Source organism: Chitinophaga filiformis, from assembly GCF_021646545.1.
GTDB lineage: Bacteria > Bacteroidota > Bacteroidia > Chitinophagales > Chitinophagaceae > Chitinophaga > Chitinophaga filiformis_A.
Genome location: NZ_JAKIRP010000017.1, coordinates 118,440 through 136,345, shown reverse-complemented (window position 1 = coordinate 136,345; position 17,906 = coordinate 118,440). Strand labels below are relative to the sequence as shown.

Here is a 17,906-nt window from a genome sequence, read left to right as displayed (position 1 = left end):
TTCACAATACTCAATCCGTTCTAAAATGGAAAATCGTTTCTTTGAAGTAAGCAACCTGCTTGGTGCCGGAAGACGCAGAAGTTACGCCAGATCTGCATCTATTGTGGAAAGATTTGCCAATTCATTCGATGCCGTGGATTATCAGATCCCCGGTACGGTGGATGTCATTAAACAGCCTTCCGGGCTGGTTTGCTGGGCTACAGTGGCAACAATGATGATTTCCTGGCGCGACCACCGTTCTACCTCTATTGAGACTGCAATAGGCGCGATCGGGCCTACTTACCTTGCTAAATTCAAAGCCAATCAATGGCTATTGGCGACAGAAAAGGTACCTTTCCTGAATACAGCCGGATTTGAATTTAAATATCCGCAGAGTTTAACCATTGCGGGCTGGGAACAACTCCTACGTAACTATGGTCCGATATGGGTCACTACCGCAGAAGGCTCTGACGCCAAATTTGGCATACATGCACGCATCATGACCGCTATCAAAGGCGATGGTACTCCCCAGGGTACTACGCTGACCATCATTGATCCTGCCAAGGGTACGACCTATCCGGAGAAATTCTCCGACTTCCTTGTGAAATTTGAACGTGAAGTACGCGTCAGCGACGACTGGGACGGCAGGATACAGATCGTACACTGGCCGGCAGGCGTTTCTAAAGCCCACTCCTTCTCTGCTTATAAAACAGCGATATCATTTTCTACCTTGTCATCAGGCGGCATTGATCTTATCAAAAGACTGGAAGGCTTCCGGGCAAGAAAGTACAATGATCAGGCAGGCCATTGCACCATCGGCTATGGTACCCTGATACATAAAGGCAACTGCAACGGCGCCGCCTCTGAACAGCCCTATGAAAATGGCATCACAGATCAGCGGGCTACTGAACTGCTGATGGAAAGAGTAAGTGCTTTTCAGGACACGATCAATCAAAAGATATCTGTAACACTGAACCAGCATCAGTTCGATGCGCTTGTCAGTTTTGTATACAACATCGGATCTGCCGCCTTCGAAAAGTCTACCTTACGCAGGGTACTCAATGAAGGGAACTATAGTGCAGTCCCTGGTGAAATGAGAAAATGGGTGAAGATCAGACAGAACGGTGCACTGGTTACTTCCCAGGGACTGGTCAACCGTCGTAATGCAGAAATAGAAATGTGGAATGGCGGCGCCAGCAATGCACAGTCATTCTCTTACGAGAATCGTGCATTTTTATCCAACGATCTTACCGTACAAGACGATTTCATACAGCAATTTGCACAGAACGCAATAGACAGTATGCGCCAGACACGCGTACCCGCTTCCGTAACACTGGCGCAGGCTGCACTGGAATCAGGCTGGGGCAAACATGCTCCCCGCTTTAATTTCTTCGGTATCAAGGCCGGCTCTTCCTGGACCGGAGAAAAACAGCTCCTGACCACTACCGAGATCCATAGTGACAACGATCGTAGCCGTCACCCATATCCGGAGATCATTTCCATCGAACAGTTTACAGATGGCAATGGCACCACACGCTACCGCTGGAGGGTGAAAGATTATTTCAGGGCTTATGCCAATGCTGTGGAAAGTTTCAATGACCATGGCAATTTCCTTGTCAGCAATGGTCGATACCGTGAAGCATTCAATCATACCAATGATGGACGCCAGTTTGCCCGGGAGATTGCCCGTGCAGGTTATGCTACAGATCCAAACTATGCGAATGTTCTCATCTCTATCATAGAACGTAATAACCTCCTGCGTTTTGACACTACTCCTGCCCCATCAGGCGCACAAAGCATCAATGGTTTTGCTACCGGCAAAGGACTTACCGTACAGGAGATAGCGGGAGATATACTGTCTAATCCCGGCAGAGTCCTGATTCCAGTCAATATCCGGCAACAGCTGGAACAGATCAGGGCAAATGGCACTTATACGTTAAACAACAACACTTTTACACCGTCACTGAGCCTGTTACAAAGTATTTCACAGATGCTCTATTTCTCCCTCGACCATAATAGCAGCGCCAATCCGGCCTTTGGCATGCTTAGTTACATCCGGCCGGCGTCCTCTCATCATTCCAATGGCACTGCTATTGATCTTACACATATTGACGGCAAACGAATTGATATCCGTAATCAGCAACAATGCCTGGATGCCGTAGTAGCGGCTATTAACAATCTTGCTCCGGGTAGTTATGCACTTGGATTGCCAAGACCGCCATATGCGGATGGTGCAGGCGCAGACCATGACTTTAATACCTATAACAGGCATATCACCGTATATGCAAACACGCAACCTCCTACGCTGCTACCGGAATATCAGCACCTCAACACCACGGGCAATTTATTCCTGTCTAACCGCTGGAATGAACACTCTCCTACTGGTAATACTAACGGAGATCTGGGGCATATTGCCAATGAGGCGTCCAGGAATACCCTGCGTACAGCGATCAGCAATGCACAGGCAAGGGGTGCCAATATCAGGTATCTGTTTGCAGATGCGTTGGATCATTTGCATATACAGGCGTTGTAAGGGCGGTGGCTTGCCACTTACATCGTATTGACAACCAGTCGGCTTACCGTTTATAAATCTTTTTGTTTCACTACTAATGGGAGGATTAATTTCGCGCCAGGAAATCTAATCCTCCTATCCTATGTTTAAATTACGACCTGTTACATTGTGGGTAACCCTATTGCTATCATTGGCGTTTCCCAAAGGCACAAGTGCACAAAACAGAGAAAAGATCAAGGCTGATCTCATTTTTAAAATGCTCGACTTCGATGCACGTTTCAGAATGATACCTGGATACCGCGACAGTGCATGTCGCATGACGCTGGCCAACCAGGCAAAAGCAGAATATCTCGACTTTAAGCAATCGTATCAGGCCAACACCACTCTTTTTGCTAAAAATGAACGCGGGAAATTGAATGAGCTGGTAAACGCCTGCGACAAGATCTTTTTGAAAGATGAGGTATTTAGCGCCCTGAAAGAGCCGGACTACATTTCCCCCAGTAATCCATCAAAGGGCGAAGTGATGGACAAGAAAAAGTGGATCGACATTCATAAGATGTGTCTGTATGTGCTCGTTAAAGACCTCGCCGTCAGGAGTAATTACGATCTGTCTTATCAATTTTCATATCTGGCAGCAGCTGCAGATGTAGCCAGGAATGAATTGCCTGAGTGTCGCGGTTATGCTGATTCTGTGCTGACCAAAGGTGCGCTTTCTCTTAACCAGTATTCACAGAATGCAGAATTCCGGAACAATGCTGAATCCAACGCCTATTTTCAACAGCTAATTGCTGCTTTTAAGAATAAAGCTGCTGATTTACCGGAGCAAACGAGAGCGATGTACGCAAGCAGGAACGTACTGGTACTATCCCCGGAAAGTGAAAAAGCAGATATCCACCTAAAAACCTTGTATCCTGCTACTCCTTTATACCTGAATGGTCTTATCAAAGAGTTGAAAGAGGCCGAAAAATACGCCCTTATCGCCTCGCCTGTTGTTCGACCAGGCATGTTGAGTACCTCCGTATTTTTTCAGACTAAAGCACACCGGGCGGGGAAAAATGATACTGCAGATTATACTATGCAAATCGTAACACCTGGCATCCTTGATCTGCAATATAAAGCGCCGGAGTATTCTACCGATTTTAGACGACCAGGTTATATCTCTACGATAACTTATCGCTGCCCGATAACTATAAAAATAATGGATAAACAGGGGCAAGTGGAACGAACATTCGTAGTGAGTAGCGAAAACAATGTTTTCAGCGACACGTTACATTCGAATATTCTGGACAATTTTAGACCAGGATTGGGGGTCATTCCGTTTCGATCCGACACAGCATGTTACGAAGCAATGAATGACGCTAATCTGAAGGCCGACATTAGCGATCGGTTATTCAGCAGAAAATGGTATGAAGCAGCTCCCGTTATTACTGCTACACTTAATAATGGCTATGGTTACTGGAAAGCATCGAAGGAGCAATATGCCATCTATGGTGTAACAAATCCAGAAGCGGGCTACCAGGATATCGCCAACATTGTAGACAGTACAGACTATGCAATACGCCATTTGAGTACGGAAACCCTGAGAGATTCCTGTAAGGCTTCACTTGCCCGTATGCTTGAGAAATATCAGGAGATATTACAACGTCCGGACATCAGTCAGAATGTGAGACTGCTTTGTATGCGAAATTCCATACAGGCGGCCATGTTATCTGACCAGTTAGATCGGACTTTTACACTGGTTGCCGATTACAGGAGGGTAAATCCTAAGGATCATCTTGTACCTTCTTTTAATTTTTATATATTCTCCTATCGCAACTGGATGATGAAAAACAGTGCTGCAACGGTTACGTTGCCTCCGTACACGGAACTGCGGTTTTAGGATATTTATTAGGGAAGAATAACCTGGTAGCGTAAAATGTACTGGTCAAAATTTTTCTTAACTTGACCTCTATTCAATCAACAACTTATGACACGCCAGGATATGATCGCCTTTAAAAGCAGGTTAAAAAAGGCCGGAGAGGCAATGATAGAAGAAAGGATCACGATGGCGAAATCGGCTGTTGATAGCGCACAGGAGGCAGCTAACAATGAAGACAAAAGTTCGGCGGGTGATAAATATGAAACGGGACGAGCGATGGGACACCTGGAGAAGGATATGTATGCCAGGCAACTGGCAGAAATTATCAGGGAGCTTGACAAATTACAAAAGGTGAATACAGACATCATTTATACCACTGCTCAAACAGGGGCACTGGTAAGATGTCAGCAGCATTCGTTCTTTATTGCCGCCGGATTGGGTAAACAGGTAATAGATGATCAGATAATATTTTTTCTATCACCTGACGCCCCGCTTGCAAAATTACTGTTTCAGAAGAAAGTGGGAGATGGATTTCTGTTTAATAAAATGGATATGTTGATCCTTGAAGTTTATTAGATGGAGCGCCAAGCGATAGATAACATTGAACTGACAAACCGGCCAGATGTACTTCCAGGCCGGTTTGTTCTTTTACAAAAAGATGGAGCCAGGCACTTGGTATGTTCCGTTCACCAAAACAATTCCCTGTGGTAAGTTCAAGAGATAAGCTAAAAAATATGTAAAAGCCTACATTTTCTATCAGATAGTGTTATTTCCATTGCTATCTTATCTCCCGCATATTCTTCAAATTTTATAATATCTCCTTTTTTGTTATAATAGAATTTATATCTATCCTCTGCCTTGTTTTCATGACGGATAACCTCTACCTGGCTTTTAGAATTGTATACAATTGTATAGTTATAAGGTAATGTTGCGCAAACTATGCAACTAGAATAGGCAAAATTTATCATGCGGCCAAGGCTGTCATAAGTATAAGTATATGTCCGATTGCTCGTGAACTCTTTTTTGTCATTCGGGTTTTCCCACAATGAGATAGTCTGACCGCTAAATTTTTTGTCGGTAAGCTTTTCAGGCAAGTAATATATTACTTCAAAATGCCGCTTTAAAAAATAGATGTCTATTTGTTCATTTTCGGCTTCAATATTGCCTTTTGTTTGTTGGTACAACACTCCCTTTATATACTTTCTCATCTTGAAGACCTTCACTTTTCCGGTCTGGGCAAAGCAATTGCATGTCGATACAATCAACGTTATGATTAGAATTAGTCGCATTTTTATCGTGGCATTCATAATTAAATATCTCACCAACTGTTTACTTTTCCTCAGAATGGTTCTATGAGATCAGGTGCTTCCGCCTGCGGTGCACCGCAGGATGCATCATCCTTTTTGTACTGATCGCCATACTGCTTATTCACATACTCCTGCAGGTATTCCTGTAAAGGTTTATCTGGAAGGGCCAGCGCCCTGACCTTTTGTGCTCTGTATTGTAAAGTTCCTAAGACCGCATTATCTCCACAAATGGTGATCACCCGGATATTTTTTACAGGCATTGTGAACTGGTGAACGCGGATGTCTGCATCCAGTTTTATTATTTCTCCCAGGGGTTGTTCCGGTTCAAATGCCGGATCGACGACATTATTGGAAATTTGCGCTAATACAAAGGCGGACTGGGACAAAAGCAGTGCTACAGTTAAAAAGAGTCTCATTTAATTTCATTGAAAGGGATAAGTGCACAAATATACGACTCTAATTCGCTGAATGACACCGAATAAACTATCATTATCCTGGCTGGCAAACGGGAAAGAATACTTATGAAATGGCCTTGAAACGATTAGTATACATTGTTTTTCATATATTGTATCCCGTATTCCCAAGATGCATAGCATGTGTACATGCTCTCCAACTGATGGATCCAAAACCGATATGCAATAAACACCTGGAACAATGATTCACGAAAACAAATTGAAAATTATCGCCTACAAAGATTTAAAAGGCGTGTTACCTGCAGGCAATAAGTTTGAAGCGCTGTATGAAACATCAAAAGACAAAGCCCAATTTGATGAAAGTCTTTTTCCTGTTTTCGAAGGCGATATAGAAACGGAGACCCTCAATCTTTTTGACGAAATTCACTGGGGAGTTTATTACAAATATATAAACGAAAGGGAAGACCTGCGACTTTCACAACCAGTCGTGTTAGGCAATGTGCTTACTAAAGTTTTGAGTTTTTATGAAGGATTGATTGCAGGAAACGTGGAAACAAAAAATATGTGGACGCGATATCCTGATAAGAAAGACAACCTGGCCCAGATTACCGGTAACTTAACCGTAGAAGAGGTATTTTTTATCGAAGGAAAAGGTCTTAAAAAAAGTACCTGTCTTTCAGTGACAGGGGATGCGACTATTCATACGCTGATAAATTCCTCTGATGCCGAAATAAAAGGCAAGAAACTGTCTGTACAGAAGGAGTTTTCATTTCCGTTCATTTATGCCACAGAGGATAGAGGCAAGCATGCAATGAAGAAAACTGACTGGAGTCGCCATAGTCTCGAAGAGCTTACAAGTTACTTTAAGAAAGAAATGCTGGACATGGAATATAAAGACTCTGGTGCAGACATGTTCTTTAATGTTGGTACTAAACTTTCAAAGGAATACCATAATTACCTGGCAAACAAATAAGTTCGAATAAGCCAGGCTATCCCCTGGAAATGACACAATTCATTTCCAGGGTATTTACGCCCGGTTTCACAGCATTCACAAATGAGGGAATTATGTCGCAAGGCATCAGCCCACAACCGCCCTGCGTACTTCCTGATTAGTTGCTCCTTGTTTTACAAAGGGAGAAGGAGTAACTTTCTTGTGCCCGGCTGGCTGTACGTATATAGCGGACACCTCCTTGAGTTCTACTTTCTCACCTTCTATGTTGATGTTACCGGCAGGAATATCGATCTTGATGCCAGAGATCTTGTTGGCAGTACGCTTGAATATTACCTGGCCACCATATTGTTCTACGTTAAATGTATCTGCTTTCTGACGGCTCAGGTCCGCACTACCGGCACGACCACTAACGGTAAGAATGCCATCTTTCAAAGTCACTTTCGCCTCATCTGCGTCATCGCCAGCACCCAATTTATAGGTACCCACATATTCTGCCAGATCTTCCACACGAATACCTTCCACATCTATGTTACCTGCCGGGATGTTTATTTTGATACCGGAAATCTGTTTAGTGGTATTACGGAGAAAAATGACTTCGCCACCGTATTCGTCCACAGAAAAGGTATCAGGTCTCTGCATGCTGAGATTTGCACTACCCGCGCGACCGCTAATGTTCAACTTATCTTCTATTAACTCCACCTTTGTATCTTCTGCGGCCTCCCCCTTACCCACTTTATAAGTACCGGGGTATTCCGTTAGGGAACTTTTCTGCGCATGCACAGCAAGCGTCACGAAAAGTCCTGCAAGTAATAAAACATGTTTCATAAATGAATAGTTTAAGCAGGAAAATTAGTTTGGCTGCATGAGTCATGCAACAAACTGGATATGAAATAATTGTTATAAATATGTCCTGCAAACATAAAACATGCCACTGCACTGTCTTCGCGGGGATAGGCGGATAAGCGCCGACTTCGTGTTGCACTACTATTTTATTTAATAGTCAAGTGTTTCAGGATATCGCACACCACATTATACTGTTTTTCGACCAGCCAACGCTATAAAGAATCTAAGAAATCCAGATATAACGGAACACTTCTTTCGATCCATTCCTTCGAGGAGTTTAACTCAATCCCATAGTATGCAAAAAGGGGGTGATAATCGGCCTTAACATATTCGAAACTGAGTTCGAAGGGGCGTGTTAATTCTTCCACTGTGTATTTGTATTTTTCAGATCGGCTATATTCGCGCTCATCAACTCCAACAGATATAGCCAGTGCTATTTTCTTACCCGACATTTTGTAGCCGCTTTTACTTCCATATGCCCAGCCATACGTCATAACCTCATCTAACCATTTCTTGAACAACGGAGGACAATTAAACCAATAATAGGGAAATTGAAATACAATCTTATCATATTGTTCAACCAGCTTTTGCTCTGCCAACGCATCGATTCTTTCGTCTGGATAAACTTTATACAATTGATGAACGACATATTTGTCAGGATATTTATTCAGTTCTTCAATCCACCTTTTGTTAACAACCGAGCTTGTAATATCGGGATGGGTAACGATTATCAATGTTTTCATCTAACTAAAAATTTTCTGCCGCAATATTAAGATGGTTAACCTAAATTTGACACATTAACAACCCATTGTGCGGTACTATAAAAAATGTCAGTATGTCAAAGATAAAGGAAACATCCACCAACTTTGCCAACAAACAAGCATTAGCTGATGAATGCTCAGAGGTGTATGCCGCTAACATTATTGGCGGACAATGGGCATTGGCTATTTGTTCCTGGCTAATAAATGGAAAGCTCAGATTCGGACAGTTGCGAAAACTATTACCTAATATAACTGAACGAATGCTGACCTTGCAATTGCGGAAATTGGAGGAGAATAAGATCGTTACGCGAACTGTTTATGCAGGGGTGCCGCCACGGGTGGAATATGAGCTGACACCGATTGGGTATGAGTTGAAAGATGTTATTAAACAGCTGGAGAAGTGGGGAGAGAAGCATAAAAATTTGATGTGAGCGAAGTAGGTCGATAAGGATCTTTTACAGATTTATTAGTGTATATTTTAATTTAAATTACCATTATGTTTAAGCATCCCTTTTCCTTTGAAGGCAGAATTGGAAGAAGAGAATACGCAATTACCTATGTTGCTTATATTGCTTCTTCTTTGATTATTAAGGAGCTTCTTCTTCAAGAGTATAATTATGCTCTTATACTTCTTTTTATTCCATCCCTCTGGATTCTCTTTGCGCAAGGTTCCAAACGCTGCCACGATCTCGGCAAAGGTGCCGGCTGGCAGTTCATCCCGTTTTATGGCTTGTGGATGTTATTTCAGTCGGGCGACCCAGGAGCTAATCAATATGGTATGCCTAATTCCCATCCGAAGGACAATCCGGCCGGTTCACTAGAACGGGAGATTGATTCAATTGGTAAGAGTGATATTAAGTATTAGTTTTTTTATTTAGTGTACATTAAAGGAGGCTACAATAGTCTCCTTTTGTATTTTAAATGCGTTGTTAACCCGGATCAGCCAGGTAAATGTAAACATTGGCCTAAAAGCCTCCCTTTTTTGTCACAAATGACCCTCAAAATATCTAATGCCTCGCTTATTTTTGGCCCATAGGCTTAAAAACAGATAAAATGAGAACTGTATCATTCACCATAAACATTAGTATAGATGGTTACTGCGATCATACTATGTCTAGTCCAAGTGAAGAGCTTATGGATTACTTTACAGGAACGCTGGACAATGTTGACCTGCTCTTTTTCGGCCGCGTCATGTACCAGCTCATGTTTCCCTATTGGAGCGACGTCGCGAAAGATCAATCCGGCACAGCAGCTGAAAACAGGTTTGCCCAAAGGTTTAGCGCTATTGACAGGGTCGTTGTTTCACGGTCATTGGACAGTGGCGATGAAAAAACGCGGATTATCCGTAGCAACCCTGCCGCAGAACTCCTGAAACTGAAACAGCAGCCCGGTAAAAAAATCTCGGTGGACACTGTAAGCTTGCTTCCAGAATTGATTGCAGCAGGTCTTATCGATGAATTTAATCTGGTTATCCATCCGGTGATCATGGGAAAGGGAAGACTATTGTTGGATGCCGGAAGCCTTCAGGACAAACTTGATTTAAAGCTGGTCAATACCATAAATTTCGAATCTGGCTGTGTGGCACTTCATTATTTGAAACAGTGAAGGGGAGATTTGAGCGACGGCGAACCCATGATTTATAACAGACTGACTTATGTCGCAAACGAAGACAATCCAGCCGGTTTGCTAAAAAGGGAGATCGATTCGATCGGAAAAAGTGTTAAGTAGCTGTTTTTTTACTTAGATTATATTGAAGGGGGCTGTAATAGCCTCCTTTGGTATTTGAACTTGCCTTGTAAATCTGAGTCATCATTGTTTGACAAGTCATTGCCAAAAGCCACTTTATTTTTTCTATTTTGTAAATTATGAAAAGCGAAACAACATATGTTTTCATTCCCGGAGGATGGCATGGTGGTTGGGCTTACGATCCAATAACTAACAAACTGGCGAAGCTAGGAAAAAAATGTATCTCATTAACCTTACCAGGTCTTGAAGTGGAACCAGAGATACAGAATGGGATAATAAATTTGGATACTCATATCCAGTTCGTAACAGACATTATCGTAAAAGAAAATATCACCGATGTAATCTTATGTGGACATAGTTATGCCGGATTAGTTATTACAGGTGTCGCGGATAAAATTCCGGAAAGGATATATGCACTTGTGTACATTGATGCTTATATTCCTAAAGATGGAGATTCCTGCTGGAGCCTTACGAGTGAAGTATATCGACAACGATTTGTAGCTGGTGCAGGGAATGATGGCTTTACTGTTGCTGTTCCACCAGGGTCGGATGATCGAAGAAGGCCACATCCTCTGGCAACATTCATGCAAAGTTTACATTTGAATGGAAATCACGAACGAATTCTTAATCGTACGTTTATTTATCTCAGCGGATGGGAACAAAGCCCTTTTGTTAAACAATATGAACATCTCAAAAATTCGGAAGATTGGAATATCGAAACAATACATTGCGGCCATAATGCCATGAAAGAATGCCCGGATAAACTGGTGGATATTTTATATAGACTGGAAGATAAATATAGGCACCCATAGACAAGGTGGAAGTACACCGTAAAAAAGGTCGGAGCATTTTTCTCCGACCTCGTATTTTCTTCATCTTGAATGCAGGTGTAAGTCCACTGAACAGGTCTAAATACATTAAACCATCTGATTTCTGCCACCTTCCAGTATTATTAATTAGCGGTATTAGCAGCATCTAACTGGAAAATCAGCGTTTCACTTACTACGGATTTATAGTTACTCTATAACTTGAAGTTGCTGCCACCCCTGCAATAGTTGTGCAATATCTGGCAACTCCAAAAGGTGTCATGGTAGTGCTCCATCGTGTAATTGAGGTAACAACAGATCCTCTTTCATAAGTGCAAAGTAGGTTTCCATTGAATCCTTTTTTTGCTTTAAATGCAACCGTACCACCGACCACTGCTAAAAGTCCGATTGCAGACAACAATACTTTTGCTTTGTTCATAATTTTTTAGCTTTTTTAGTTAAGAGATAACTTAACCGGTGAATATTTCTGCCCAATAAATGAAAAGACATAGAACGGCAGTTTTTATTCTATGCTTCTTTAAAGTCACGTCTTTATCAATCGACGGAACTCTTCTTAGTTGTATGACGTAACAATTTTGTCACGTTCAACTACTGTGAGGGCTTTTTTGACTTGCCTCCTGATAAGTAGTTCAACAAATAGCAAATTGGGTAACCATCCCATCCATGCTACTATTGTATATACTACAATTGGATCGTAGTGCAGGTAATTCATTGTAATCACGTTGATGACTCTCAGCGTTATTGCAGAAAGAGTTAACCCATAGCTGCGCATCATAAAGTGCTTGTGAAGAAGTACATTATTTTGCTTTATTGCCACTACAGCTTTGTAGGTATACCAAAACCACAGGCAATCCAATACGACGAATCCCAGCTTAGCTATCCAGGGACCGATTGCTGTGACAGACAACACCATACCAGTTGGAAAATTGATTAAGAATAACTCCCACGCGTAAAATCGCCCTATTATGCGATGCAATTTTCTATAAGTATTTAAAAAATTACTTGAGAATTGCGTCAACCCTGCCGCAAGTAATAAAAAGGCCGAGAAAACATGTATATAAAAACAGACGCGCCAAATAAGGTTTGGGTAATATTGTTGTTTCAATTGCAGAAAACCGGTATCCGATTTGAATGACAGATATGGCAAAACAAATTCGATTACAAATAATGTAACGACTATTGCCAATAGCACGTAGAGCAACGAAACCACTACATCTGTAAGTGAAGTTTTCATAAATGAATTTAAAGCGGTATAACTTCAGGGATAGAAATCACATTCATTCATCAGATCGTCAGGACTGCCGCATATTAATACACCGGCATGAGGGCAAGTTAATGCTAGCTTTTTGTCTAACAAATATCGCAACATCACCCCAAATAGTACTTAGTAGATCAGGTAAATAATTGTTAGCTTAGAGTTATTATATCAGAAAAAATCTACTTGTCCAAAGTAGCCTGGACTACCATCGTGATACCTGCAACCCCGACTATTAAATGCAATGCTATGGAAGTTGAGCAGAATATTGCAATTGACATCCTAACCCTTTATAAATAACTTATCTCATGAAGTACTGTATTCATAATTATGAAAACTGGCTATCCATCAAAAAAAACAGATTAGTTCTCGCTACGCTATTACAGATATTTTTATCTGGCAGGGCTTACGCGCAGCAAACCATCGCTTCTACATACAAAGATGACGTACTATTTAAACAAGTATTAGATACATCTAGCGTGCATTCATGGGAAAACATAATAGAAGACAATGGTATCATCACAGATAATGGACTTTTTGTTGCTTATGCTACGGCAAAGTCGAACATTCCATTTTTCATACCAAATAGAACGATCTTTAAATCTGTCAACAAGAATTGGGAATTCAAAATTGATAATACAGAAGGAAATCCATCATTCACTGCAAATAGTCAATTTGGCATCTACAAAAAGTCTGATACATTATATCTAATTCGTCTGGGAACAGAAAAGACCATGTTCATACCAGACGTTAGTAATTATAGTTTGATTGTTAATAGCAAAAAGAATGAGCAATACTTATTGTTAAACAAAAAGAGCAAACCTGACGCGCTTTTAGTAACCAGTCTGAACACAAAACCAATCTTGCAGTATGATAAAGTAAAGGATTACCATTTACCAGAGGGTGGTGATATTCTATTTATTGTCTTCAAAGATGCCGGCAATTATCAGATTAAAAGAATTGATCTTTCATCTGGTTCAGAAAGGGAAATCTGGTCGGGGAGTTCGGTTCCGTCGAATTTAGTTACGTATAAAAAGGGACGTCAATTAGCCTTCAAAGTAGATTCATCAATACTGTTTTTCAGGAATGAACCATGGCAGACCAGGGCCACCGAAATTAAGCCCGGCAACTGGTCAGCGTTCAGGAACCTTATTTTAGACGTACCGCGTTTTTTTAGTGGAAGTGGTAATCTCCTTTTCATCTCAATCAAATCTTCTGTTCTTCACAAACAGGAAGCACATGTTAAACCAGTACTGCTTTACAGTTATGCCGACGGTGAATTCAATTTAAGTGTAAAACGAGAAGAGCCGTCTTACTTAGGGATATTTGATATAAAGAATAATAAATTAACGCGCATTGAGAACGAGTTCGAAAAATATGGAGGCATCTCACTTGACGAAAGGAAAATCTATATCAATCACATTCAGGGTAGTAGAGAAGAATTTTATTGGAATAAAAAAAGCCGCCATCATGATTATGTTTTGTCATGGAGAGAAGGTACCAGATTTAACATTGAAAATATTCTTGGTGGAACAATGTCTCCCTCCGGTAAATATGTAGTCGGTCAAAATAATTATGGAGGTGACTTATATCTATATGATTTAGGTTCCGGAGGCGTCAGGAATTTAACAATTGAGCTACCAATTCCACTACATGATGATGACGAGCAATTGCCAATCCTTTCCAGGAGTAGACATCTTTTCGATTATCAATGGATTGACGAAGAAAAATTTATCGTTACATGGGACAGATATGATATCTGGTTGATTGATGTAAAAGGCGAATATAAACCTTACAATCTAACTAACGGCGTAGGAAGAAACAATAGAATTGTTTTTAGATTTGCAGAAAGGGATTGGAGTGATCAAGGCAGAAAGAGAATTTTAACTGCTTTTAATGAACTTACAAAGGAAAGTGGCTTTTATGAGTTAGATATGTCCAGGAGAGACAACAACCTTACATATTTATCAATGGGGAATTACCTGTACAGTGGGGCAATGGGATTGGGGTCGTTCATAAAATCAAAAGATGGTAAAAGCTGGCTTTTAAAAAGAGCATCCGCTGCAGCATCTCCTAACTATTTTTTGACAAGTGATTTCAAAAAGTTTTCTCCAATCAGTGATGTATACCCTGAAAAAAAATATTACTGGTACACAACAGAACTGATAAATTTTACGACTAAAGATGGTGTCAAAACGCAAGCCATATTATATAAACCGGAGAATTTTGATTCCGCAGAGAAATACCCTGTACTATTTAGCTTCTATGAAAAGGAGACGCATCTGTTAAACGCATATAAATTTCCAGCGTATACTGATAACTATTATTTCAACTATCCAATGATGTTAAGCAAAGGATACATAATTTGCGTACCGGATATTTATTTCAAAATTGGCGAAGCAGCACATTGCATAGTCGATGCGCTTGAAGGAGCAGCAGATCACCTTGCACAATTCTCTTACGTGGATAGTTCACGATATGGTGCTGCCGGGGGAAGTTTCGGTGGGTACGGGATTAATTGTTTAGCAGCCTTCAGCCATAAATTTAAAGCACTGGTCACTATTTCGGGCATTTCAGATTTTATTAGCGCTTATGGTAATTACCCTGGTCTTAGAGATGAATTGTTTGAACTCAGACATGGAAGAATGGGAGTAAGCCTTTCATCTGATCCTGTCAAATATCTGAAAAACTCACCTGTTGCTTTTGCGAAAGATGTTACTACTCCTGTGTTAATAGTAACTAATACAGAAGATTACAATGTTAATGTTCAACAGAGTTATGAGTGGTTTACATCGTTGCGAAGAGAAGGTAAAACCTGCTGGATGTTAAGATATCAAAATGCTACAATAGATCATGGGATACATAACCTGGATGATCAAAGGGACCTGTATGTCAGAATGACCCAATTTTTCGATTATTATCTGAAAGCTGGTCCTGCTCCAAAGTGGATGACGAAAGGCATTTCGGCAGATGAGCGAGGAATTCATGCGGGATTTGAATATGATAGTACTAGTGAGTCTCTTCCAGCCGGGTTAAAGATTGAATAAGGGACGCTCAAATATCTTTTCCAGATCATGTTCCTCCATTGCTGCCAGCTGTTCCAATTCCAAGCCCTTCTGCTCTGCTAAGCGAATAGACTTTTTGACAGTGTTTCGAGAGATGTTCATTATGCGGGCAATGGCTTCCAGGGCCATGCCATTCCTGCGATGCAAAAAGATCTGTTTTAGTTTAGTTATGCTGTGTATATTAGCGAATATATTAAGCTCGAATGAAGATCCCAACAATACACGGATACATTGACCGTAGAATTTTAATAAACTTTACTGCTGATCCAAAAACCGTAGAGAAAATTATTCCCTTTCCGTTTAGGCCTAAAATCTATAAGGGGAAAGCAGTGGTTGGCATTTGCCTGATCAGACTGAAAAATATAAAGCCTAAAGGACTACCTTCATTTATGGGCCTACATTCAGAAAACGGAGCCCACAGAATCGCAGTTGAATGGGATGAAAACGGAGAAACAAAGACAGGGGTTTATATCCCCCGCAGAGATACATCCCTGAAATTTAATACACTTGTAGGCGGAAGGCTATTTCCGGGCAAACACTACCTGGCAAAATTTAATGTGAAAGAGGGAAGCGGGAATTATCATATAGACTTCATCAGCTCAGATGGTACAGAAACACTGATTGACGCGATTGAAACGACCACCTTCAGCAACAAATCTGTTTTTGAGACCCTGGATAACGCGTCTGCTTTTTTCAGGAGTGGCGACCTGGGATATTCACCGAATAAAACCAAATTTGAAGGTCTCAGATTAAATGCTTTTACATGGCAAGTCCGGCCGCTTGAGGTATTAAACATAAAATCGAGCTTTTTTGAAGATGAAGCTGTTTTTCCAAAGGGCTCAATAGCTTTTGACAATGCTCTATTAATGACGAACATTGAGCATGAATGGAAAGCAGAAAATCAGTTACGCTGTATTTCGGTAAACATGCATCCCTGACCACATTATTTTTGTCTAGTTAACGGGCTTTATGGATGGTGGTTGCATGCCTCGTAAACGCATCAAATCTATCACCTTTCTACGCCAGCTACTACGTGCCAATCGCCAGTTTTACTCGAAGGCAAAATATCGATCAGATCACATGAGTGATTCGATCTAAATAATGAAAATCAGTACATTATACAAGATGGGAAATAAATTTAATAATAATGATTTAAAACCGTCTTCCTTATATCTATTTTGCTTTTCCTCTCACCATAGGATCGGACAGCTCAATTTTCTCTTTAATAAACTCCAGATCATAAATATCTTTTTTGGCTTTTCTGTTACTTGCACTTACCAATTTCAAAAGTCCGATATCTCCAGGGGATAGTATTCAAATTCCATCATACTGTTTGAAAATTCCGTACCCCCTCGGATCGCAATCCTAAACCTAATGGCTTTAACAATTCGGGAATCCGACACATCAAAATGATAAGACAACCCAGCTATGGTTGCCTTCCTCCGGCTCGGGAAGTACTCTATCGGCTTGCGATAAGCTTACTAAAAGGTTTCCAATAGGATGCTAAAAGGATACTAAAAGGGTATTTATATATCTTTTCGATATTGAAGTGACATTTAAATATCATTTTGGTGTCAATTATGGAAGCTTATCTGTACCTTAGAGAAGCGAAACAGTACACTTGTAATTAATAACCTCAAAAAACCTTTTTATGGCCATTGTTAAAGACAATATCCTCCTGCAATTTGTACGGGGTACCCTCGGCAAACAACTCACGATCTATGAACGGAATGGGCAGATCATTATGGCGACGAAACGCGGCCCTTCAAGGAAAAAGCCTACCCAAAAGCAGTTAGAAGCAAGGGAGAGGATGACCATTGCTTCGGCACGAGCGCAGCGAATGATGGCCGATCCGGAGGTAAAAGCCTACTATGCGTCGCTGGCAGGACCAGGACAAAATGCCTATAATATGGCAGTGAAGGATGCTTACCGCAGTCCTGAGATCCAAAGTATCAGATTAGAAAAGGAGGAGGTGGTAGTGACTGCCAAAAATGAATTCCGCGTAGCAGAAGTAGAGGTAAAGGTGGTAGACGCTGACGGTGTTGTTACTGAGAGTGGGCAGGCTGTTTTAGGCTGGAACGGCGTTGATTGGCATTATAAAGCAACTGCGCTGCCAGCAGGCGGTAAAGTCATTGTGGAAGTGGAAAATTTGCCAGGGAGGTATACGGTGAAGGAATTGCTGCTTACATAAAAAAACGTCTTCACTGTTTACGAATGGCTACTTTCTAATTGGGGAGTTTTGCCTGCGTATCTGGAATATTCTCCAATTTGCCAGCCAGCGAGAATTATTTTGACATCTGTTGTTCCCTCCTTAAAAGCGGGTAGGCGTAGCTTTGTCCCCAAGTTTTCAACTTGATCCTATTTATTGAAACGATGCATGTAGATTTA

18 protein-coding genes are annotated in these 17,906 nt (G+C 41.2%); 11 read left to right on the top strand and 7 right to left on the bottom strand.

Going from position 1 to position 17,906, the window contains the following annotated elements; all coding sequences use genetic code 11:
• Nucleotides 1–25: 25 nt before the first annotated feature.
• The 3 genes from L3C95_RS29725 (at nt 26) to L3C95_RS29715 (ending at nt 4,925) form a co-directional block, all read left to right on the top strand.
• Nucleotides 26–2,512 (top strand): glycoside hydrolase family protein, encoded by a 2,487-nt coding sequence (locus tag L3C95_RS29725; protein WP_236393908.1) that lies wholly within the window; start codon nt 26–28, stop codon nt 2,510–2,512.
• A 121-nt stretch (nt 2,513–2,633) separates the two neighbouring features.
• A complete protein-coding gene (locus L3C95_RS29720) occupies nt 2,634–4,370 on the top strand; it encodes a hypothetical protein (RefSeq protein ID WP_236393907.1) in 1,737 nt (578 codons plus the stop codon).
• 87 nt (nt 4,371–4,457) lie between these two features.
• Nucleotides 4,458–4,925: a hypothetical protein gene (locus L3C95_RS29715; RefSeq protein WP_236393906.1), complete on the top strand. Its 468-nt coding sequence runs from the start codon at nt 4,458–4,460 to the stop codon at nt 4,923–4,925.
• A 149-nt stretch (nt 4,926–5,074) separates the two neighbouring features.
• Here L3C95_RS29715 and L3C95_RS29710 read toward each other — a convergent pair whose 3' ends face one another.
• Together L3C95_RS29710 and L3C95_RS29705 are read right to left on the bottom strand one after the other, a co-directional pair.
• The gene (locus L3C95_RS29710; protein WP_236393905.1) at nt 5,075–5,557 is read right to left on the bottom strand and encodes a hypothetical protein; all 483 of its coding nucleotides are present in this window, start codon (nt 5,555–5,557) and stop codon (nt 5,075–5,077) included.
• 131 nt (nt 5,558–5,688) lie between these two features.
• Nucleotides 5,689–6,072, bottom strand: a complete 384-nt coding sequence (locus L3C95_RS29705) for a hypothetical protein (RefSeq protein ID WP_236393904.1) — start codon at nt 6,070–6,072, stop codon at nt 5,689–5,691.
• Nucleotides 6,073–6,310: 238 nt separating this feature from the next.
• Between L3C95_RS29705 and L3C95_RS29700 the strand changes: the two genes are divergently transcribed.
• On the top strand, nt 6,311–7,042 hold the full coding sequence (locus L3C95_RS29700) for a hypothetical protein (RefSeq protein ID WP_236393903.1): 732 nt from the start codon (nt 6,311–6,313) through the stop codon (nt 7,040–7,042).
• A 105-nt stretch (nt 7,043–7,147) separates the two neighbouring features.
• Here L3C95_RS29700 and L3C95_RS29695 read toward each other — a convergent pair whose 3' ends face one another.
• Together L3C95_RS29695 and L3C95_RS29690 are read right to left on the bottom strand one after the other, a co-directional pair.
• On the bottom strand, nt 7,148–7,846 hold the full coding sequence (locus tag L3C95_RS29695) for a hypothetical protein (protein ID WP_236393902.1): 699 nt from the start codon (nt 7,844–7,846) through the stop codon (nt 7,148–7,150).
• A gap of 230 nt (nt 7,847–8,076) precedes the next feature.
• Complete coding sequence (locus L3C95_RS29690) at nt 8,077–8,607, bottom strand: NAD(P)H-dependent oxidoreductase (protein WP_236393901.1); 531 nt, start codon at nt 8,605–8,607, stop codon at nt 8,077–8,079.
• 92 nt (nt 8,608–8,699) lie between these two features.
• Between L3C95_RS29690 and L3C95_RS29685 the strand changes: the two genes are divergently transcribed.
• From L3C95_RS29685 to L3C95_RS29670, 4 genes are all read left to right on the top strand, one after another.
• Complete coding sequence (locus L3C95_RS29685) at nt 8,700–9,056, top strand: winged helix-turn-helix transcriptional regulator (protein WP_236393900.1); 357 nt, start codon at nt 8,700–8,702, stop codon at nt 9,054–9,056.
• A 65-nt stretch (nt 9,057–9,121) separates the two neighbouring features.
• Nucleotides 9,122–9,490 (top strand): DUF805 domain-containing protein, encoded by a 369-nt coding sequence (locus L3C95_RS29680; RefSeq protein WP_236393899.1) that lies wholly within the window; start codon nt 9,122–9,124, stop codon nt 9,488–9,490.
• 188 nt (nt 9,491–9,678) lie between these two features.
• A complete protein-coding gene (locus tag L3C95_RS29675) occupies nt 9,679–10,230 on the top strand; it encodes a dihydrofolate reductase family protein (RefSeq protein ID WP_236393898.1) in 552 nt (183 codons plus the stop codon).
• A gap of 260 nt (nt 10,231–10,490) precedes the next feature.
• Nucleotides 10,491–11,183, top strand: a complete 693-nt coding sequence (locus tag L3C95_RS29670; protein ID WP_236393897.1) for an alpha/beta fold hydrolase — start codon at nt 10,491–10,493, stop codon at nt 11,181–11,183.
• Nucleotides 11,184–11,373: 190 nt separating this feature from the next.
• On the opposite strand, the gene L3C95_RS29665 is transcribed toward L3C95_RS29670, so the two are convergent.
• Both L3C95_RS29665 and L3C95_RS29660 read right to left on the bottom strand, forming a co-directional pair.
• Nucleotides 11,374–11,616: a hypothetical protein gene (locus tag L3C95_RS29665; RefSeq protein WP_236393896.1), complete on the bottom strand. Its 243-nt coding sequence runs from the start codon at nt 11,614–11,616 to the stop codon at nt 11,374–11,376.
• A gap of 135 nt (nt 11,617–11,751) precedes the next feature.
• The gene (locus L3C95_RS29660) at nt 11,752–12,432 is read right to left on the bottom strand and encodes a DUF2306 domain-containing protein (protein WP_236393895.1); all 681 of its coding nucleotides are present in this window, start codon (nt 12,430–12,432) and stop codon (nt 11,752–11,754) included.
• A gap of 329 nt (nt 12,433–12,761) precedes the next feature.
• Here L3C95_RS29660 and L3C95_RS29655 point away from each other — a divergent pair, with 329 nt between their 5' ends.
• Entirely contained in the window at nt 12,762–15,500 is a 2,739-nt protein-coding gene (locus L3C95_RS29655; RefSeq protein ID WP_236393894.1) for an alpha/beta hydrolase family protein, read from the top strand.
• On the opposite strand, the gene L3C95_RS29650 is transcribed toward L3C95_RS29655, so the two are convergent.
• Nucleotides 15,486–15,665 carry a helix-turn-helix domain-containing protein gene (locus tag L3C95_RS29650; protein WP_236393893.1) on the bottom strand — a complete coding sequence of 60 codons (180 nt, stop codon included), beginning with the start codon at nt 15,663–15,665 and terminating at the stop codon, nt 15,486–15,488. The two genes, L3C95_RS29655 and L3C95_RS29650, sit on opposite strands and share 15 nt — an antisense overlap.
• 56 nt (nt 15,666–15,721) lie before the next feature.
• Between L3C95_RS29650 and L3C95_RS29645 the strand changes: the two genes are divergently transcribed.
• Together L3C95_RS29645 and L3C95_RS29640 are read left to right on the top strand one after the other, a co-directional pair.
• Nucleotides 15,722–16,456 carry a DUF2071 domain-containing protein gene (locus L3C95_RS29645; protein WP_236393892.1) on the top strand — a complete coding sequence of 245 codons (735 nt, stop codon included), beginning with the start codon at nt 15,722–15,724 and terminating at the stop codon, nt 16,454–16,456.
• 713 nt (nt 16,457–17,169) lie between these two features.
• A complete protein-coding gene (locus tag L3C95_RS29640) occupies nt 17,170–17,709 on the top strand; it encodes a hypothetical protein (RefSeq protein WP_236393891.1) in 540 nt (179 codons plus the stop codon).
• Nucleotides 17,710–17,906: the final 197 nt, after the last annotated feature.

Bases quoted from the DNA above. Each gene is read 5' to 3' on its own strand.
- L3C95_RS29690 (WP_236393901.1), bottom strand. From the start codon at position 8,607: ATGAAAACATTGATAATCGTTACCCATCCCGATATTACAAGCTCGGTT.
- L3C95_RS29720 (WP_236393907.1), top strand. From the start codon at position 2,634: ATGTTTAAATTACGACCTGTTACATTGTGGGTAACCCTATTGCTATCA.
- L3C95_RS29670 (WP_236393897.1), top strand. From the start codon at position 10,491: ATGAAAAGCGAAACAACATATGTTTTCATTCCCGGAGGATGGCATGGT.
- L3C95_RS29655 (WP_236393894.1), top strand. From the start codon at position 12,762: ATGAAGTACTGTATTCATAATTATGAAAACTGGCTATCCATCAAAAAA.
- L3C95_RS29695 (WP_236393902.1), bottom strand. From the start codon at position 7,846: ATGAAACATGTTTTATTACTTGCAGGACTTTTCGTGACGCTTGCTGTG.
- L3C95_RS29660 (WP_236393895.1), bottom strand. From the start codon at position 12,432: ATGAAAACTTCACTTACAGATGTAGTGGTTTCGTTGCTCTACGTGCTA.
- L3C95_RS29725 (WP_236393908.1), top strand. From the start codon at position 26: ATGGAAAATCGTTTCTTTGAAGTAAGCAACCTGCTTGGTGCCGGAAGA.
- L3C95_RS29710 (WP_236393905.1), bottom strand. From the start codon at position 5,557: ATGAGAAAGTATATAAAGGGAGTGTTGTACCAACAAACAAAAGGCAAT.
- L3C95_RS29685 (WP_236393900.1), top strand. From the start codon at position 8,700: ATGTCAAAGATAAAGGAAACATCCACCAACTTTGCCAACAAACAAGCA.
- L3C95_RS29675 (WP_236393898.1), top strand. From the start codon at position 9,679: ATGAGAACTGTATCATTCACCATAAACATTAGTATAGATGGTTACTGC.
- L3C95_RS29645 (WP_236393892.1), top strand. From the start codon at position 15,722: ATGAAGATCCCAACAATACACGGATACATTGACCGTAGAATTTTAATA.
- L3C95_RS29665 (WP_236393896.1), bottom strand. From the start codon at position 11,616: ATGAACAAAGCAAAAGTATTGTTGTCTGCAATCGGACTTTTAGCAGTG.
- L3C95_RS29680 (WP_236393899.1), top strand. From the start codon at position 9,122: ATGTTTAAGCATCCCTTTTCCTTTGAAGGCAGAATTGGAAGAAGAGAA.
- L3C95_RS29705 (WP_236393904.1), bottom strand. From the start codon at position 6,072: ATGAGACTCTTTTTAACTGTAGCACTGCTTTTGTCCCAGTCCGCCTTT.
- L3C95_RS29640 (WP_236393891.1), top strand. From the start codon at position 17,170: ATGGCCATTGTTAAAGACAATATCCTCCTGCAATTTGTACGGGGTACC.
- L3C95_RS29715 (WP_236393906.1), top strand. From the start codon at position 4,458: ATGACACGCCAGGATATGATCGCCTTTAAAAGCAGGTTAAAAAAGGCC.
- L3C95_RS29700 (WP_236393903.1), top strand. From the start codon at position 6,311: ATGATTCACGAAAACAAATTGAAAATTATCGCCTACAAAGATTTAAAA.